The sequence below is a fragment of the Arthrobacter sp. P1_B3 genome (genome assembly GCF_056406615.1).
Genome location: NZ_JBFTZV010000004.1, coordinates 60,315 through 78,453 on the forward strand (window position 1 = coordinate 60,315; position 18,139 = coordinate 78,453).

Below are 18,139 nucleotides of genomic sequence, written 5' to 3' on the forward strand. Positions count from 1 at the left end.
GCATTCCCTTTTCGTTGCGCAAAGCTAGACCCGCAAGTACCGGCGGAGGGTCAGCAGGGAGGAAATTCCGGCCAGGACGACGCCCAGGCCAATCAGGGCAGGAGCCAGGATCAGGGTCTGCCCGGGCGAAATGAAGGCGGTGTCCGGATACTGCTTGGACATGACCTCGCCGAGGAAGAAGTGGGCCACGGCCCACAGCGTGCCTGAGGCCAGGGCCGCGCCGATCACCGCGGCGATGACGCCTTCGAGGATGAACGGCAGCTGGATGACCATCTTGGACGCGCCCACCAGGCGCATGATCCCTGTTTCCCGGCGGCGGCTGAACGCGGAGAGCCGGATGGTGGTCGCAATCAGCAAGATGGCGCAAATGATCATGACGCCGGCGATGCTCACGGCCACCAGGGACGCCGCGTTCATGGCCGAAAACAACCGCTCCAGCAGCTGCCGCTGGTCGATCACGGTCTCCACCCCGGCCTGGGAGGAGAAGGTCTCGCTGATGATCTCGTACTTCTCCGGGTCCTTCATGTTGATCCGGAAGGACGCCGGAAGCTGGTCCGGGGTTACCGAGTCAACGATCGGCGAATTGGAGAACTGTTCCTTGAAGTGCTTGTAGGCGTCGTCTTTGGACTCGTACTGGAAGTCGTTGACGTACTGGGCCACCGCGGGCGACTGCAGCAGCTTGCGCAGGTTGTCCTCCTGCTCCGGCGTCGCCGGGCCGGTGGCGCAGCCGGTCGCCGTCGAACCGTCACTGCAGAGGAAGATGGCCACCTGGACTTTGTCGTACCAGTAGCCCTTCATCTGGTTGATCTGCAGCTGCAGCATGCCGGCGGCGCCGACGAAGGTCAGCGACACGAAGGTCACCAGGATCACGGAGATCACCATGGACAGGTTGCGGCGCAGGCCGCTGCCGATCTCGCTCAAGACGAATGCAAGCCTCACGCCTGTCCCTCCCCAGCAAGGCGGACCTCGGCGCGGGCTTCGGCGCGTGACCCGGCCCGGGGCGGGACAACCGGCGGCTCGTCCCGGCCGCTGGCGTCGCGCAGGCGGCGCGACTGGCCCACCACGGGAATCATGGAGGTGTAGAGGGCCTTGGCCTCGTCGCGGATCACGACGCCGTTCTTGAGTTCCACCACCCGTTTGCGCATCTCGTTGACGATGTCGTCGTCGTGCGTGGCCATCACCACGGTGGTGCCGTTCTGGTTGATCTTGTCCAGCACGCCCATGATGCCCATGGATGTGGTGGGGTCCAGGTTTCCGGTGGGCTCGTCGGCCAGCAGGATGCCGGGACGGTTCACGACGGCGCGGGCGATCGCCACGCGCTGCTGCTCACCGCCGGAGAGTTCGTGCGGGAGGCGGTTTTCCTTGCCTTCCAGGCCCACGGTCTTCAGGACCTCGGGGACGGTGTCGCGGATGACGCTGCGGCTCTTGCCGATGACCTGCATGGCGAAGGCGACGTTGGCGAAGACGGTTTTCTGCGGCAGCAGGCGGAAGTCCTGGAAGACGACGCCGATTCCGCGGCGCAGCCGCGGCACCCGCCAGCTGGAGATGTTGGCGACGTTCTGGCCGGCGACGTAGACGGCGCCGGAGGAGGCGCGGTCCTCTTTGAGGACCAGGCGCAGGAACGTGGATTTGCCGGAGCCGGAGGCACCGACGAGGAAGGCGAATTCGCCACGGTCGATCTCAAGGTTGATCGAATCCAGCGCCGGCCGCGCCTTCTGGTCATAGACCTTGGTGACATTTTCGAAACGGATCATGGCCCTAAGTACCCTGCAAGACGGGGCCGCGAGGGCCCGGTTCTGCCGCCGGGGCAAGGGCTTTCGTTTGGGGGAAGTAGAGCTCCGGCCCCTCGACTATACGCACGGGTAACGGCGGAACCGCCGGAACGGCGGGGCGTGTCGCGCGATTGTCAGGGACCTGCCAGCCGGGGTTCCGGCCGGGGCGTCGGGCTTACTTCTCGGCGTTGCGGTTGTCCGTCCGCCAGCGGATGCCGGCGTCGATGAAGTCGTCGATTTCGCCGTCGAACACGGCCGAGGTGTTGCCGACCTCGTGCTCGGTGCGCAGATCCTTGACCATCTGGTACGGGTTCAGGACGTAGGAGCGCATCTGGTCGCCCCACGAGGCTTTGACGTCGCCGGCGAACGCCTTCTTCTCCGCGTCCTCCTGTTCCTTCTTCAGCAGCAGCAGGCGGGACTGCAGCACGCGCAGGGCGGCGGCGCGGTTCTGCAGCTGCGATTTCTCGTTCTGCATGGACACCACGGTGCCGGTGGGGATGTGGGTCAGGCGCACGGCGGAATCGGTGGTGTTCACCGACTGGCCGCCGGGGCCGGAGGACCGGAACACGTCAACGCGGATCTCGTTGTCCGGGATGTCGATGGAGTCCGTCTGTTCGATCAGCGGGATCACTTCCACGGCCGCGAAGGACGTCTGGCGCCGGCCCTGGTTATCGAACGGGCTGATCCGGACCAGGCGGTGCGTGCCGGCCTCGACGCTGAGCGTGCCGAAGGCGTACGGCGCCTTGACCTCGAAGGTGGCGGATTTCAGCCCGGCCTCCTCGGCATAGGAGGTATCCATGATGGTGGTCGGGTAACCGTGGCGCTCGGCCCAGCGCAGGTACATCCGCAGCAGCATCTCGGCGAAATCCGCCGCATCCACGCCGCCCGCGCCGGCCCGGATGGTCACCACGGCTTCGCGCTCGTCGAACTCGCCGGAGAGCAGGGTGACCACTTCGAGGTCGGCGAGCGCCTTGCGGACCGATTCGAGCTCCGCGGCGGCCTCCCCCATGGAGTCGGCGTCGTCCTCGTCCTGGCCGAGTTCCACGAGGACCTCAAGGTCGTCGATCCGGGCCACGAGCTTGTTGAGCCGCTCCAGCTCGGTCTGCTTGTGCGAGAGCTTCGAGGTGATGACCTGTGCCGCGGCGGGGTCATCCCACAGATTGGGTTCACCGGCCCGCTCGCTGAGCTCGGCGATGTCTTCCTTGAGCGCCTCGACGTTCGAGACGTTCTCGATGGACGCGTAGGTGGCCCGCAGCGCGCGGATTTCAGCGGGAAAATCAATGTTTGCCATGGTTTTTTAAGCCTACGCTATGTGTCCTAGCCCCCTGACCCGCCCGGGTTGCCGTATCACTTTGAGTTGTCTTATCGCCGGTTGCCCTATCACTTTGAGTTGCCTAAAAGCCTGTTTGGCAGCATTTCCTGACAGGGCAACAGGAGTGGCGCGGGCAGCTCAGCGGCTGAGGCGGGACCGGGCTGTCGACGTCGCCTCGATCCTGATGCCGTCCGGCACCAGGAAGTTCACCACCGGCGGGTGGACGGCCGCGCTCAGCACCACGACGGCGGTGGCACCATCCGGGCTGCCCGTGGACGGCGCCACGGTCAGGCCGCTGAACTGGCCGAACGCGCCGTTGCGGCCCAGATAGTCGACGGCGGCGCTGCGCACCCTCGCCCCGCTCAGGACGGCCGACGGTGTGCCGCCGGCGTTGCCCAGCTGGCCGAGGGTGAAGCTGTCCGCGGCGGCCACCGAGGCGCCGTCCGCGAGGGAGAGCAGCTTCTTGTGTTCGAGGTAGACGCTGGACGCGGCCATCACGACGGTCGCGACCAGCAGGGCAACCACTATGAAGCCGATGCTCAGCACCAGCACCTGGCCCTCTTGCCGGCGGGCTCGGGGCTGGTATCCGAAGTGCCGGGCCCCGGGGTGGCGGACGGCGCCTGCAGGGATTCTCACCGGAACCTGCCCACCAGCTGGGTTGCCGATGCGCTGAGCTGGCTCGCGTTCAGGTGAAGTGCATCGGTGAAGGGCACAAACGGCAAGGGCACCGTGAGGTGGACGGTGACCGTCACCGCCGAGCCGGGGGCCAGGCAGTCGGCCGGCTCGCAGCGGGTGTCGACGCTGGCGTTTTCCGCCGATTGGCCGTAGTCGGCGAGCGCCAGAACCACGGCTTGCTCCGCAGCGGCCTGGCCGCTTGCCGCGTCTGGCTGGGCAACGTAGACCTTGGCGGCCTGGTCAGCGGCGCCGACCACCGCGAACGAGCCACCCTGGATCTGGCCCACGGTGATGATGAAGTACACCAGCGGCACCATCAGCAGCACGGAGAGAAAGACGAACTCGACCACGGCACTCCCCTGTTCCGGCGAGATGGCGTCCTCCGGGCAGGTGCCGTGGTTCGGGTTGCCCCCGGGGTTCCGGGAGAGATCGGGGTTCCGGGAGAGGCCAGGGTTCCGGGAGAGCCGGCCCGCGCCGTCGGCAACGGGGAGAGCAGGGACGGGACGGAACCGTGACCCCGACTGTGACCCTGACCGTGGCCGTTCACGGCTGGATGGCCGCATGGCCCTTCACCTCCAAGAGCGCCCGGGGACCGATGAACCCGATGACGGGCAAGGGGGCCCGGACTGTCACCTCCAGCGTGCGGATGCCCTGGTACGTCGATTCGCTCGTGGCCACGTCCCGCGCGAACTCGGAGTTGAGCGCAGCCGTGATCAGCTGGACCGTCCGGTCCCTGGCATCCCCGTCGTTGCGGTCGGCCAGCGTGCCATAGCGGGCTCCCGAGGCGGCGGCGTCGATCAGCGTGTTCCGGACGTGGAGGATCAGGGTGAGCTGGACGATTGCGAGGAAGAGCAGGCTGAGCAACGCGCCGATCAGCACGAAGTCCACGACGGCGGCGCCGCGCTCAACGCCGTTGCTGAGCTGCAGGTTTTTACTGTGGCGCCCGTTCCCCTCACCCTGAGCTGCCACCGGCTACTGTCCGACCTTGTCCATGGCCTGGTTGAAGAGTCCCTCAAGCGCAGGACCGGCGAGGGCCAGTAGGGCGGCCACGAGGACTGCCGACATCAGGGTGATCATGACCCAGCCTGGGACGTCCCCGCGCTGGGAAGGGTCGGCTCCCCCTTCGGTGTGGTGCCCCAACCGCGGTCGCGACGCGGCAGACCACCAGGTCAACAAGCTGAGCGCGCAGACCACCAACGCCACCCGAGTTCCGAAGTTCTTCACCGTGTCCTCTTTCCTGGTTCTTTGGTTTCATGGCTTTTCTGTTTTTCTGGAGTCCTGAATGTTTCGTTTCTGTTGGTTCGTGACGCTTCACTGGCCGATTGCGCGCTTCGCACCACGGTTTGGCCGGGCTGGGGCCTGCGCGGCGTTCTTCGTATCCTGTTCCCTCGTCGTATGACTTTTCTTGAGTCCTGCCCTTTCGGCCCGGGTGGCCCCTCTCGTTCTATTCGTCCTGTTTGTCGTCGTGGTGCGGGAGGTCTTCAGAGTCCGAGACTGACTGCAGCCAGGCCGGGGAAGACGGCGAAGATGACCGTTAGCGGAAGGACTCCGAAAACGAGCGGGACCATCATGCCGATTTCCTTCTTGCCCGCAGACTCCATGAGCTCCCTCTTGGCCGTGTCCCGGACATCCTGCGCTTGCGCCCGGAGAACGTCGGCGAGGGGCGTTCCGCGCTCCACGGCCACGATCATTCCGTCAACGAAACGGACCAGCGGCCCCTGATCGGTCCTGGCCGAGAACTCGTGGAGGGCTTCAACGAGAGGTTTGCCGGACCGCGTTTCGGCGAGGACACGGGCAAATTCCTGCGACAGTTCACCCCGTGCGCTGCGGCAGACCCTGTCCAGCGCACCAGTGGCGCTTTCGCCGGCGCTGACGGCCAGGGCCATGAGTTCGGCGATACTGGGAAACTCCGCCATCATCCGAGTCTCCCGTTTCTTGATGTGCGCGCCCAACAGGTAGTCCCGAAGCAGGAACCCGCCGACGGCGCTTCCCACGACGGCCACGACGGCGACGAACGGGCTGAAGCGGCCGATCGAGCCGGCGAGCGCCACGACGCCGACGGCGAGGACAAAGCCGCCAGCCGCCCAGAGGAGCTGCTCAGCCCGGAAGTCCACTGCTGTCTTGGCGCTGCCGGCGCGCGCCAGCCTGCGGTTCAACGCCGTGGCGCCAAGGTTGATGCGGCCCAGGGACCTGACACCATCGCGGATCGCAGGCCGGAGGATTCGTTCCAGCGGCCCAAACGGCGTGAGATTCCTTGGGGCTGCGCGCAGGAGCCGGGATTCCAGGTTGTGGGTTCGCAATTGCGGGCCGATACGTTCGATAAACGTCGTTGGGCGCATGAAGGGAAGCCGGACGAGGAACAGCCAGAGACCGGCCCCGAGCACGGCCCCGCATACCGTGGCGCCCGCCATCAGCCCCGTCATCGCAGGACCCGCTGCTCTTCCGGCAGCGCACCGATTCGCAGCATGATGGCGTAGGACACCAGGGAGACGGCGAGGCCGCCCAGAAGAACCGCAGCACCGACAGCGGTGTTGTAGGCCATCACGGCCTCAGGACGGCTGGCCAGCAACACCAGGACAATCCAGGGCGCAGCGACGGCCAGGCGGGCGGCGTTGACGGTCCAGGATTGCCTCGCCTCCAGCTCACTCCTGGTCCGGGCACTCTCCCGCAGGAACTCGGCGAGGGTGCCCAGCAGCCGCCCGAGGTCCGAGCCGCCCACCTCCCGGGTGAGCCGGAGGGCCTCGACGATCCGATCCGCCACGGGATCGGCCAGTCGGTCCTTGAGCCGGGTGAGCGAGGGATCGAACTGGCCTCCCGAACGGTAGTCGGAGCCGAAGTCCACAAACACGTGTCGAAGCTCCACGGGGCCCTTGTCGCCTAGTTGGATCAGGGCCTCGGGCAGTGAGAGGCCCGCCCTGATGGCTGAACGCAGATGATCAACGACGTCAGGCCAGAGCTGGCGCAGGACAGCCGTGCGCTTTCTCGCACGCCACCGGACCATTGCCATCGGCAGCCAGCCGCCAAACAGGCCAAAGCATCCCGAGATCGGCCATGACCCTGTAACTGCGAAGAACGCGAGAGTTGTGAATGCCCCGACTCCAAGGCACGAGGCGAGCAGCCCTGCCGCGCTGACCTTTTCGATGCCCGCAGACCGCAAGAGGTCCTCAAGCCGACTGGTCCGGGACTTGCGCCGAGCGCGCTCAGGCTTCTCCCAGGCGGACCACCAAATCAGCAGGAGACCGGCGCCGCCCAGCATCCCCAGGAGCGGCGCCATCAGCGCTGCTCCAGCAGCGCAGCGACGTCGTACCCGGAGCGGGCAAACTTTTCCGCGGCCGGCATGGAGTTGGCCTTGGGCAGTAGCTGCCCGTCCGAGATCGTGAACACCATGGAAGACTCGATGATCCCGTTTTCCACCCGGCGGCCGAGTGACAGGATCTCCGTGACCTGCCGGCGCCCGCTGGCGTGTCTGCTGCAATGGACCACGAGATCGATGCAGGACGCGACAGTGGGAACTACGAACGCGCTGGAGATGTTGTCGCCGGCGAGCAATGGCAGCGTACAGATTTTTGTCACCGCATCATGTGCGGAGTTCGCGTGCACGGTGCACATCCCGGGAAGGCCGGAATTCAAAGCAATGAGCATATCCAGGCTCTCGGCCTCCCGGACCTCCCCGACCACCAGCCGGTCCGGCCGCATACGCAAGGCCTCCTTCACGAGCCGCCGCAACGGAATCTCCCCCTGCCCCTCCAGGTTGGGCTGCCGGCACTGAAGACCCACGACGTCGCGGAGCGGCAACTGCAGCTCGAAGATTTCCTCCACCGTGATGACCCGCTCGCGCGTGCCGATGCTCGCGGCGAGGCAATTGAGCATGGTGGTCTTGCCGGCCTGGGTGGCGCCCGAGACGAGGATGTTGAGGCCACTGGCGACGGCCGCACCGAGAAACCTGGCCGCCTGCGGGGTCAGCGTTCCCAGCTCCACCAGGTGCTCCAGCCGGCTGGCTTTGACCACGAACTTGCGGATGTTGATGGCCCAGTGACGCCGGGTAACATCCGGGATCACCACGTGCAGACGGGATCCGTCAGGGATGGCCGCATCCACGAACGGTGAGGACATGTCCAAACGCCGGCCGGAGCTCTTCAGCATCCGTTCCACAAGGTCCCGGACCTGCTGGTCCGTCAGCGACACGGAGGTCAGTTCCGATTCGCCGTTGCGCGCCACATAGATTTCGTTCGGCGCATTGAGCCAGATTTCCTCGATGCCGGGATCGTCCAGAAGTGGCTGGAGCGGACCAAAGCCCGCCACGGCGTCGAAGACGAATCTCCGGGCCGACTCCAACGGACCCAAGGGAGGCAGTGGCGCCAGGAGGGCCCGTTCGTCGTAGTCGCTGACCGCCGCTTCGACCAGGCGCCGGACTTCCCCGGACTGCCGCAGGGGGTCCAGGCCGCGCCGGCGGATCAGTTCGCGGACCTCGTCCTCGACAATGCGTACAGCCTCCATGTGGCCCCCCATATGACTGCCGCCCCTGTGACGAGGCGATGAAATTGGCTTAAACCTAGGCGGCGCTGACCGGCCGGACAAGGGGTGCGGCGGCCCTCTGTGGATAACAGTCGCCGCCGCAATTCAACACCAGCCACACCGGTCACAGCAGGCTCACGGGTCTCACGCCTCCGCCGGGCCGAACCCACCGGTTGCTCAGACTGCGCTTTTGAACCCTGAGCCTCGTGGCCATACGATCGACGGGGGGACAGACTGGCCCCGGCGTCCCAACGCGGTGTTCTGCATGAATCTTCATGGGCAGCATTCCGCCTTGGCGCTCCAACGGCGCAGGACGCGTCTCTCATACCGAAATGGTGCACTGAACCCATGAGCCTTCCCTTGCGCAGAGCGCTGCGGCCCCGCAGGACTGAGCCCATGCAAAGTGAGCCCACGGAAAAGAGGCCCACGCAGACGAAGATCCCCGCACCGGTCCTGCGCTTCGGCGCCATCTTCCTGCTCCTGTCCCTCTTCAGCACCCTGTGGAGCCTCGCTTCGCCCCTGATGTCCTACCCCGACGAACCGGCCCACACCGTCAAGGCCGCCGCAGTGGCACGGGGGCAGTTCCTGGGAACGTCGGGCCAGAACCAGGGCGAACAACTGCTTGTCGTGGTGCCCAAGTACATCGCCGACACCGGATCGCTGACCTGTTTCGCGTTCAAGGTAAACGTCACCGCCGATTGTTCACCCGGGCTAGACGCCGCCGAGCGGCAGCCGACGCCCGGCGGGACATCAGCCGGCAACTACAACCCGCTCTACTACCTCGTGGCGGGCCTGCCCTCCAGGATCCTGAGCGGCGAACCGGCCATCTATGCCATGCGGATCCTCAGCGGCCTGTTGTGCTCGCTGTTCCTGGCCGCCACGCTCTTCGCGACAACGCAGTTCGCCAACCGCCGCTGGCCCGTGGTGGCGGCCGGGATCGCCATTACCCCGATGGTTCTCTACCTCAGCGGGGCGATCAACCCGAATGCGCTGGAGATCGTCACCACGTCCGCGGTGTTCGTCAACCTTTGCCTGGTCCTTGAAAATGCGCGGGACCTGTCCAGGTTCCGGTTCAACATCATTGTTGTTGGGGTCTCCGCCGCCGTCCTGGCCAACACGCGCGCCCTGTCACTGCTGTGGCTTGCTCTGGCGGTCATTGCCGCCCTGCTCATGGTCCCGCTCCGGGACCTGCTTCTGTTGCTCAAGGACAAGCTGGTCCTCGCCATGACGGGCCTGATAGCGCTCGCAACAGCCTGCGGGCTCCTCTGGCTCAAGACTTCCAACACTCTCGCCAGCTTGCTCGGAACACCGAGCACCACCACTCCCGAGCAGGCATTCGGAACCATGCTGGACCGGACCTTCGAGATCGCGGCCTCCTACGTGGCCCAGCTCGGATGGCTGGACACCAACGGCCCCACCGGCGTCTTCTATTGGTGGGCCTGCCTCACCGGAGCACTTATGGTCGCAGCGGTGTCCATCAAACAATGGCGACCCCGGCTGGGATTCATCGTGCTGTTCGCCGCAACCATCGCCATCCCGCCAATTCTCCAGGCGCAGGTGGTCTCGGAGCTGGGCTACATCTGGCAGGGCAGGTATCTTCTGCCCGTGGTAGTCCCGATGCTGCTGGCCGCGGGACTCGCCCTCCGCTTCCACCCGTTTCCGGATTCGCTCTTCGCCACGAGAATCGCGAAATGGGCGATCGGGATCACCGCGGCCGCGCACACCGCAGTTTTCGCCAACGCCCTGCGCAGGTACGGTGTCGGAATCTTCACTGAGGCCAACTGGGGCGACATGTTCGGCGCGGCCAAGTGGGAGCCCCCGCTGGGCTGGCTCCCGCTGACCCTGGCCTATTTGGCAGTGACCTCGCTGGCGGGAGTCCTGCTCTACCGTCAGCTGTCCCCCAGGCAGGCCCGGCTCGAGGAACCGTTGAAGTCCGAGCCAAGCCTGCGCTAGTTGCGGTGGTGGGTACCGCCGGCAGGAGTGGCGGAGGCATCCAGGTCGACGGTGTCGCCCTCGTGCGCCGGCGCGGCCTTGAAGATCCAGTGCTTGTAGAGCAGGAAGTTCCACACTGTCGTGACGACGGTGGAAATCACCTTGCCGAGCGCATAGGACTGGCCGGCATCTGCGATAACGTTGACGATCACGTCTGTAGCCACGACGTTGAACACCACGAGGGCACCGTATTTAAGGAAGCTGACGTGTGCCCGGGCGCCGGACTGGAAGGTGAAATTCTTCTGGACAAAGAAGTTGAAAACCAGGCTGGTGAGGAAGGCGATCGGGGTGGCGATCCACAGATCGACGCCGCCCACCTCATGGAGGAGAGCCAGGAGTCCGAGGTCGATGGCGAAGGAAAGCCCTCCCACCACGAGGAACTTAACCAAGTAGCCGTCGCGCACAATGGTCTTCATGCGGTGAGCCAGGCTCACAGTCCTATCCCCATGATCCGAACAAACCGCCTGTAATCGTTGATATGTCCGGGCATCGTGTTTAGCAAGGACATCCGGCAAGTCTAGACCAGCACCGCCCACCCTGTGGACTGCCCGGCCCTGTGGACTGCCCGGCGGCCTGATCTGAAAACCCCTCGACACGGCGGGACCGGTTAGGGTAATAGGGAACGGTTTTCGGAGGCATTCCGGAACAGGAAGGGATTTTCTTTTGCGCAATCGGTCCACGGGCGGAGCTCTCGCCTGCATTCTGCTGTTAGGAATCGGAGTTACCGGTTGCTCCAGCGGCGCGCCCGTCAGCGAGGTCCGGGGATCACTCACGGCGATCGGCACACCCGTGCAGAAGGACCCGATCGGTGCCTGGAGCAACGCCTGGAGCAAAGATCTCACCGCCACATCGCTGAACTACTCCCCGGACGGATCCAACGTCGGACTGACGGCCCTGGCCACGCGCCAGGCCTACTTCGCAGCCCTCGACGGCCCCCTCAGCCCGGAACAGCAGAACCAGACCAAGGACGTGTGCGGACCGGCCGGGGCTTTTTCCGTTCCCGTTTCCGTGACCTCCATCGGAGTGGCCCTCAACAACCCGAGCCTTCGCAACGTAAAGCTCAGCCGCGAAGTCCTCGCCGGCATCTTCTCCGGCTCCATCACGCGCTGGGACGCGCCTGAAATCGCGGACATCAACCCCGGGACCGCCCTGCCCTCCGACGACATCGCCCCCATCATGGCCACGGAGCCCAGCGTGGAAACCGAGGCGGCCACAAAGTACCTCAGCGCCGACGCCGCGTGGACCTCGGGAGTGTCCGCCACGTGGCCGAAGACCGAGAACGATAACGCCGTCACGGTCAAGAAACACTCCGACCTTGCCGACAAGGTCGACAAGACCCCGGGCGGCATCGCCTTCATGGACCTCGGCTCGATCGGCAGCCGCTTTGAAACCGCGCTGCTCTCCTTCGGCGGCGGTTACGTGCGCATGTCCAAGGACTCGGCCGCTACAGCCGCCCAAGAGGGCAGCACCCGGACCCTGCCCACCGGGGTGGAATTCGCGCTGCCCGAGACAAGCGAGCAAGGCTACGCCCTCGGCGTCGTCGGCTACCAGGCGTTCTGCAGCGAGTATTCGAACCACCAACTCAGCACCCTCGTGAAGTCCTGGGGGGAATTCGTCCTCAGTCCCGACGGCCAGGTCACGTCAGCGTACTTCGCCAATGTCGCCTCACCCAGCGAAGCTGCCATGCGGGAGTCCAAGAAACTGATTGACACGATCGGGGACGCACAGTGATCCACGCAACCGAGGCGGAACAGCCCTCCCCTGCAGGCTCCGCGCCGGGCACCGGAAAGGCGCGGCGGTTCGCACTGTCACCGGCCACCCGCAGCGGCATGGGCATCTTCCTTCCCGTCTTCGGCCTCCTCTCGATCCTTATCACCCTGTGGATCCTGGCCACACCGCTCATGGCCTATCCGGACGAACCCTCGCACACCATCAAGGCGGCCGCTGTCGCCCGGGGGCAGTTCTTCCCGGGCCCCGGCGAATCCTACGGCCACGGAGTCCACGTGCAGGTTCCGTCCTACATCGCCAACGTGCAGTCACAGATGTGCTTCCCCTTCCAGGTGACGAAACCGGCAGGCTGCGCCCCGGCGATCCCCCTCGATGACAACGACCTCACCATCGGTGTGACATCGGCCGGGCTCTACAACCCCTTCTACTACTGGCTCGTCGGGCTGCCCAGCCTCTTCATGTCCGGTGCGCCGGCGATATTCGCCATGCGGATCGTCAGCGGCCTGCTGTCCGCCGCCTTCTACGCCGCCGGCTTTACCGCCTTATCCCGCCTGCGGCACCCCAAGTGGCCGCTCGTCGCGGCGACGATTGGGACGACGCCGATGGTCCTGTTCCTAGCCAGCGGCATCAACCCCAACTCGCTGGAAATCGCTGCGTCCATGGCCGCCTTCTGCGGGCTGGTGTCCGTGCTGGAGAATTCGCGGCACCTTGACCGGGCACGCCCGGCCATCCTGACCGTCGGCATCGCGGCCGCGGCACTCGCCAACACCCGGAACGTGTCCCTCCTGTGGCTGCTCTGCGGCGCAATCGTTGCCTGCCTCTTCTTCCGGCGCGCGGACATCGCCGCCATCTTCAGGAACCGGGTGGTGCTGGCGGTGACCGCGCTGACCACCGTGGGAATCGTCCTGGGCGTGGCGTGGAACTTCCTCATGTTCAGGGCGCCGGCCTCCGCCGGTGAAGCCCCGGCCGGGATTTCGAACGTCCAAGGCGAGGTGCGCCCCTACAACGCGTTCCTGACCATGATGGACAAGTCCTTTGACTTTGCCGGCCAGTACATCGGCGTCGCGGGGTGGCTGGATGCCCCCGTTCCGCAGGCCGTCCACATGTTCTGGAACATGTTGCTGTTCGGCCTCATCCTCACGGTGTTGCTGGTCCGGCCCTACCGGCTGCAGGCCGCGTTCTGGGTCGCGGTCGCGTTGCTGGCGGTGGTCCCAGCCGTGGTGCAGGCCGCCCTCATCAACACCGCCGGCTTCATCTGGCAGGGCCGGTACAGCCTGCCGCTGTTCACCATCGCGATCATCTCGGCGGGGCTTGCCATGCGGTTCCGGCCGTTCGGACGGAGCCCGCAGAGCCGAACGATCGCCCGGATCCTGCTGCTGGCCGGCTGCATCGCGCAGACCTACGCGTTCGTGAACGTGCTCCGGCGCTACGTCGTCGGACTCCAGGAAACGGCCAACTGGCAGACGATGTTCACCGTGCCTGGCTGGCAGCCGCCGCTGACCTGGGAGGTCCTCACCCTGGCCTTCGCTGCCGCGGTGCTGCTGTGTGCGTCCAAACTCTTCGGCTACCTTTTCCCGGGCCATGCCCTGCTCCCGAAGGGGCCATGGCTCAGGAGGAAGCGCTCCGGCAAGCGTCCCGCTGCCGCCACGGCGGCCAACTGAACCGCACTCCCCCGGCCTGCACAAAACAACACCAGGCCAGCACCAAAAAAGACCCATCCACGCGAAGCGCGTGAACGGGTCTTTTTTGCCAATCCTCAGTGCTGGGAAACCGATGCCCCCATGTACTGCTTGAGCCGTTCGGAGGACAGCGGCGGGACAAACCCGGTGGCCTTGATCTTCGCCAGCTCGAGGGCGCTGTTCAACGGGCGCGGCGAGACGGCCTTGCCCTTGAAGTACTCCTCCGTGCTCACGCCGGTCACGGCCTCCCGCGGCTTGCCGGCGAGCTCGTAGACGTCCCCGGCGATGTCCGCCCAGGACTGCGGCTCGCCGTCGCTGCTGAGGTTGTAGACACCGTAAGCGGCGCCCGATTCCAGCAGGTGCCGGATGCCGGCGGCAATGTCTTCCGTGAAGCTCAGCCGCCCGATCTGGTCGTCGACAACCGACGGTTCAATGCCGCGCCCCGCGAGCGAGGCCATGGTCCGGACGAAGTTGTTGCCCTCGCCGATCACCCAGCTGGTGCGCACGATGTAGTGCCGGGGCACCACGCTGACGACGGCGTCGCCCGCGGCTTTGGTCTGGCCGTAGACGCCCAGGGGCGCCACCGGCTCCGATTCATCGTGCGTGGCGCGGGCGCCGTCGAACACATAGTCCGAGGACACGTGCACCAGTGTGAGGTCGTGCTCGACGGCGGTGCGGGCCAGCCGGGCCACGGCGGTGACGTTGACCGCCCAGGCGGCGGCACGGCCCTCGGCCGACTCGGCAGCATCCACCGCAGTGTAGGCCGCGGCGTTGATGATGGCCGAGTAGTTCTTCCAGTTGCGTCCGGCGAAGGCGTCCTCGCTGCCGAGGTCCAACTCGTCCCGGCCGGCAAACTCAACGGACGTGTCGCCGTCGTACTGTTGGCGCAGGGCCTTGCCGAGCTGGCCGTTGGCGCCCACCACGAGGACCTTTTTCGGCGGCATCGGGGTGACGTCAGCCAGGCGCGGGTGCGCCTTGTCCTTGTCCGAGAGCTCCGCCTGGCCCAGCGGCACCGGCCAGCTGATGGCCGCCGTCTCGTCGGCGAGGTTCAGGAACGTGTACTGGCCCTGCGCGTCGGCGGACCAGTGGTCGTTGACGAGGTAGGTGTAGGCGGTGTTGTCCTCCAGCGTCTGGAAGGCGTTCCCCACCCCGCGGGGAATGAAGATGGCCTGGCTGGGATCCATCTCGGCGGTGAACACGGCGCCGAACGTCGGGCCTTCGCGCAGGTCCACCCAGGCGCCGAAAATCCTGCCGGTGGCCACGGAGATGAACTTGTCCCACGGCTCGGCATGGATGCCGCGCGTGGTGCCGGCCGATTCGTTGAACGAGATGTTGTTCTGCACCGGATGGAAGTCGGGCAGGCCGAGCGCCACCATCTTTTCCCGCTGCCAGTTCTCCTTGAACCAGCCCCGGTTGTCGCCGTGGACCGGAAGGTCGTAGAGGACGACGCCGGGAATCGGGGTTTCGTGCGCTGTGAGCTTCTTCGAGAACTCGATCGTCATTATCTACTGGCCCTGTTCCTTGTACTTGGCTTCCGTCGCGGCCTTCTGCGGACGCCACCAGTCCTCGTTGTTCCGGTACCAGGCGATGGTGTCTTCAATGCCGGCCTCGAAGTTGGAGAACTGCGGCTCCCAGCCGAGTTCGTCGCGAAGCTTGGCGGAGTCGATCGCGTACCGCATGTCGTGCCCGGGCCGGTCCACCACGTGGTCGTAGGCGTCCGGCGCCTGGCCCATGTGCTTGAGGATCAGTTCGACGACGTCCTTGTTGTTCTTCTCGCCGTCGGCGCCGATCAGGTAGGTCTCCCCGATCCGGCCCTTGGCGATGATCGCCAGGACGGCGGACGAGTGGTCATTGGCGTGGATCCAGTCCCGGACGTTCTCGCCCTTGCCATACAGCTTGGGGCGGATGCCGTCGATCACGTTGGTGATCTGGCGCGGGATGAACTTCTCCACGTGCTGGTACGGGCCGTAGTTGTTCGAGCAGTTGCTGATGGTCGCCTGCAGGCCAAAGGACCGCACCCAGGCGCGGACCAGGAGGTCCGAGCCCGCCTTGGTGGAGGAATACGGGCTGGAGGGGTTGTACGGTGTGCTCTCGGTGAACCGTTCCGGGTCATCGAGCTCGAGGTCGCCGTAAACCTCGTCGGTGGAGATGTGGTGGAACCGCTTGTTGTGCTTCCGCGCGGCCTCGATCAGGGTGTACGTCCCGATGATGTTCGTGTCCAGGAACGGTCGCGGATCGTGCAGCGAGTTGTCGTTGTGGGATTCCGCCGCGTAGTGGACCACCACATCCGTTGCGGCAACCAGGCTCTCAACCACAGCGGCGTCGCAGATGTCGCCCTGCACCAGCGTAAAGCGGTCTGCAGGCAGGTCCGCCAGCGACTCTATATTGCCCGCGTAGGTGAGCTTGTCGAGGACAGTGACGTGGTGGTCTGTGTTCTCCAGTACGTAGTGGACAAAATTGGAACCGATGAATCCGGCACCGCCGGTGACGAGGAGTTTCTGCATTAGGCCAGCTTACCGGCTGCCTAATTTCTCCCTCGCCGGGGGCGGCACACCAGCCGCAACACTGGCCACAGTAGTAACAGTGATGGCAATTGGGTACTCTTTACGCACATACGGGGGTGATCCTGGCCTCTGTCCAGATCCTCCGGAGTAATGGTGAAGACTATCAAAATCCACAAACTACGGACCGCCGCTGCACTCTGCCTTCCTCTCGCGCTGGCGCTGACCTGGGCCAGTCCTGCCGCTGCGGCACCGGCGCCCAGCCCCTCTCCCGCTGTCACCACCAAGGCCCCTGCGCCCACCGCATCGGCGGCTGCGGCGACACCCAAACCGACGGCGACGGCGGCTACCAGCGCCGCCCCGATAAAGGCAACCGCGCCGGCCAGCACCCCGGCGACCACGGCGGCGCCGGCAACGGCGACCCCGTCAGCCCGTGTGCAGGCCGCCATCGCGCCGGAGTCCGCGCCGGAACAGGGCCAGGCGAGAATGGGCCGGGCCGGCCTCAATCCGGCCTCGACCTCCGCCGCCATGGCCACGACGCAGCAGGTCCCGGTGGCCCAGGCCACCGAGCCCTGGGTGGCAGAGCAGCCCTTCGCCACGCGCGGGCAGCCTCTGGGCCTGGACGTCAGCGGCTGGCAAGGCACCGTCAACTGGTCTTCCGTGCGCGCCAACGGCGCCCGCTTCGCGTACGTCAAGGCCACGGAGGGCACCACCTTCCGGAACAGCGAATTCGGGGCGCAGTACACCGGTGCGCGTTCCGTCGGCCTGCTCCGCGGCGCCTACCATTTTGGCCGCCCCGATGTCTCCGACGGCGCCGCCCAGGCCCGGTTCTTCGTCAACAACGGCGGCGGCTGGTCCCCGGACGGCGTCACGATGCCCCCGGTCCTCGACATCGAGGACAACCCCTACGCCGGCCTCAACCGCTGCTACGGTGCCACGCCCGGGCAGCTGGCCACCTGGGTCAGGGACTTCACCCGGACCGTGTACCGGATGACCAACAAACAGGCCATGATCTACACCAGCTACTACTTCTGGCGCGACTGCCTGGGCAACACCAGCGAATTCAGCAAGGTCAACCCGCTGTGGCTGGCCTCCTACTACACCAACGGACCGTCCGTGCCCGGCGGTTGGCCCACCTACACGGTCTGGCAGTACGCCAACGCCTTTGCGGACGCGTCCCAGACCGTCAGGGCCACGTTCCCCGGCGACCAGAACGTCTTCAACGGCTCGATGGACCAGCTGCGGAAACTCGCTTCCACGCCTGACACCTACCCAATCGGCCTCATTCCCGGCGCCACCCTGCTCAGCGGCAAATGGGCAGGCGACGGCAAGTCCTACACCGGCTGGTTCAAGGACGGATACTGGTGCCTGCAGATGCCCTCGGCCCCGCGGCGCTGCTTCGGTTACGGAAGCCCGGGCGACAAACCCGTCGTCGGAGACTGGAACGGTAACGGCCGGGCCGGGATCGGCATCTTCCGGAACGGCATGTGGTGGCTCGTGGACGACATCAACACCAGGGCCATCACGAAGGTCGTCGGCTTCGGCGTCGGATCCGACACCCCAATCGTTGGCGATTGGAACGGCTCCGGCCGCGACGGGATCGGCATCTGGCGCAATTCCAGCTTCCAGGTCAGCTACAACGTCAGCAATCCGGTGGTCAATGAGTACAGCGGCTTCGGGATTCCCTCCGATACGCCGATCGTCGGCGACTGGGACGGCGACGGAAGGACCAGCATCGGCGTGTGGCGCAAGGGCGAGTGGTGGCTCAGCAACCGCATCAAGTCCCCGGTTGTGTCCAACTTCATCGCCTTCGGGATCGGCACCGACCGACCCATCACCGGCGACTGGAACGGGGACCGGCTGACCACCGTCGGCATTGTGCGCGGCAACAACTGGCAGCTGACCAACAGCCTCGCCAAACGGACGGTGGACATCTCCTACTTCTAGGAACAGCGGATGGGCGTT

At 65.8% G+C, this 18,139-nt stretch carries 17 protein-coding genes; 4 read left to right on the forward strand and 13 right to left on the reverse strand.

Translation table 11 applies throughout. The annotated features are described in order from the left end of the window. Positions 1-24: 24 nt before the first annotated feature. The 10 genes from ftsX to AC1D2F_RS05980 form a co-directional block, all read right to left on the reverse strand. Positions 25-939: a permease-like cell division protein FtsX gene (gene ftsX / locus AC1D2F_RS05935; RefSeq protein WP_364745907.1), complete on the reverse strand. Its 915-nt coding sequence runs from the start codon at positions 937-939 to the stop codon at positions 25-27. Further along, a complete protein-coding gene (ftsE, locus tag AC1D2F_RS05940) occupies positions 936-1,754 on the reverse strand; it encodes a cell division ATP-binding protein FtsE (RefSeq protein ID WP_229994927.1) in 819 nt (272 codons plus the stop codon). Before ftsE ends, ftsX begins: the two co-directional genes overlap by 4 nt. A gap of 193 nt (positions 1,755-1,947) precedes the next feature. Next, positions 1,948-3,063: a peptide chain release factor 2 gene (gene prfB / locus AC1D2F_RS05945; RefSeq protein WP_018775243.1), complete on the reverse strand. Its 1,116-nt coding sequence runs from the start codon at positions 3,061-3,063 to the stop codon at positions 1,948-1,950. Between the two features lie 159 nt (positions 3,064-3,222). Beyond that, entirely contained in the window at positions 3,223-3,720 is a 498-nt protein-coding gene (locus AC1D2F_RS05950) for a pilus assembly protein TadG-related protein (RefSeq protein ID WP_476966388.1), read from the reverse strand. Beyond that, positions 3,717-4,322, reverse strand: a complete 606-nt coding sequence (locus AC1D2F_RS05955) for a TadE/TadG family type IV pilus assembly protein (protein WP_476966389.1) — start codon at positions 4,320-4,322, stop codon at positions 3,717-3,719. The genes AC1D2F_RS05950 and AC1D2F_RS05955 overlap by 4 nt, the downstream gene beginning before the upstream one ends. Next, entirely contained in the window at positions 4,303-4,686 is a 384-nt protein-coding gene (locus AC1D2F_RS05960; protein WP_229994936.1) for a TadE family protein, read from the reverse strand. Before AC1D2F_RS05960 ends, AC1D2F_RS05955 begins: the two co-directional genes overlap by 20 nt. 45 nt (positions 4,687-4,731) lie before the next feature. Next, a complete protein-coding gene (locus AC1D2F_RS05965) occupies positions 4,732-4,983 on the reverse strand; it encodes a hypothetical protein (protein ID WP_229994925.1) in 252 nt (83 codons plus the stop codon). A gap of 257 nt (positions 4,984-5,240) precedes the next feature. Further along, positions 5,241-6,182: a type II secretion system F family protein gene (locus AC1D2F_RS05970; RefSeq protein ID WP_476966390.1), complete on the reverse strand. Its 942-nt coding sequence runs from the start codon at positions 6,180-6,182 to the stop codon at positions 5,241-5,243. Continuing rightward, positions 6,179-7,033: a type II secretion system F family protein gene (locus AC1D2F_RS05975; RefSeq protein ID WP_476966391.1), complete on the reverse strand. Its 855-nt coding sequence runs from the start codon at positions 7,031-7,033 to the stop codon at positions 6,179-6,181. Before AC1D2F_RS05975 ends, AC1D2F_RS05970 begins: the two co-directional genes overlap by 4 nt. Then, positions 7,033-8,256, reverse strand: coding sequence for a TadA family conjugal transfer-associated ATPase (locus AC1D2F_RS05980; RefSeq protein WP_229994922.1), 1,224 nt, complete (start codon positions 8,254-8,256; stop codon positions 7,033-7,035). Before AC1D2F_RS05980 ends, AC1D2F_RS05975 begins: the two co-directional genes overlap by 1 nt. Before the next feature lie 414 nt (positions 8,257-8,670). Here AC1D2F_RS05980 and AC1D2F_RS05985 point away from each other — a divergent pair, with 414 nt between their 5' ends. Beyond that, positions 8,671-10,227, forward strand: coding sequence for a DUF2142 domain-containing protein (locus tag AC1D2F_RS05985; RefSeq protein ID WP_476966392.1), 1,557 nt, complete (start codon positions 8,671-8,673; stop codon positions 10,225-10,227). Here the strand turns inward: AC1D2F_RS05985 and AC1D2F_RS05990 are convergent. Continuing rightward, a complete protein-coding gene (locus tag AC1D2F_RS05990; RefSeq protein WP_364745896.1) occupies positions 10,224-10,682 on the reverse strand; it encodes a GtrA family protein in 459 nt (152 codons plus the stop codon). The genes AC1D2F_RS05985 and AC1D2F_RS05990 overlap by 4 nt on opposite strands. Before the next feature lie 247 nt (positions 10,683-10,929). Between AC1D2F_RS05990 and AC1D2F_RS05995 the strand changes: the two genes are divergently transcribed. Both AC1D2F_RS05995 and AC1D2F_RS06000 read left to right on the forward strand, forming a co-directional pair. Beyond that, on the forward strand, positions 10,930-11,997 hold the full coding sequence (locus tag AC1D2F_RS05995; RefSeq protein WP_364745894.1) for a substrate-binding domain-containing protein: 1,068 nt from the start codon (positions 10,930-10,932) through the stop codon (positions 11,995-11,997). Next, positions 11,994-13,655 carry a DUF2142 domain-containing protein gene (locus tag AC1D2F_RS06000; RefSeq protein ID WP_476966393.1) on the forward strand — a complete coding sequence of 554 codons (1,662 nt, stop codon included), beginning with the start codon at positions 11,994-11,996 and terminating at the stop codon, positions 13,653-13,655. Before AC1D2F_RS05995 ends, AC1D2F_RS06000 begins: the two co-directional genes overlap by 4 nt. A 95-nt stretch (positions 13,656-13,750) precedes the next feature. On the opposite strand, the gene AC1D2F_RS06005 is transcribed toward AC1D2F_RS06000, so the two are convergent. Further along, entirely contained in the window at positions 13,751-15,175 is a 1,425-nt protein-coding gene (locus AC1D2F_RS06005; protein ID WP_364745888.1) for a bifunctional dTDP-4-dehydrorhamnose 3,5-epimerase family protein/NAD(P)-dependent oxidoreductase, read from the reverse strand. 3 nt (positions 15,176-15,178) lie between these two features. Then, positions 15,179-16,177 carry a dTDP-glucose 4,6-dehydratase gene (gene rfbB / locus AC1D2F_RS06010; protein WP_229994916.1) on the reverse strand — a complete coding sequence of 333 codons (999 nt, stop codon included), beginning with the start codon at positions 16,175-16,177 and terminating at the stop codon, positions 15,179-15,181. Between the two features lie 150 nt (positions 16,178-16,327). On the opposite strand from rfbB, the gene AC1D2F_RS06015 reads away from it, so the two are divergent. Beyond that, complete coding sequence (locus tag AC1D2F_RS06015; RefSeq protein ID WP_476966394.1) at positions 16,328-18,121, forward strand: GH25 family lysozyme; 1,794 nt, start codon at positions 16,328-16,330, stop codon at positions 18,119-18,121. Positions 18,122-18,139: the final 18 nt, after the last annotated feature.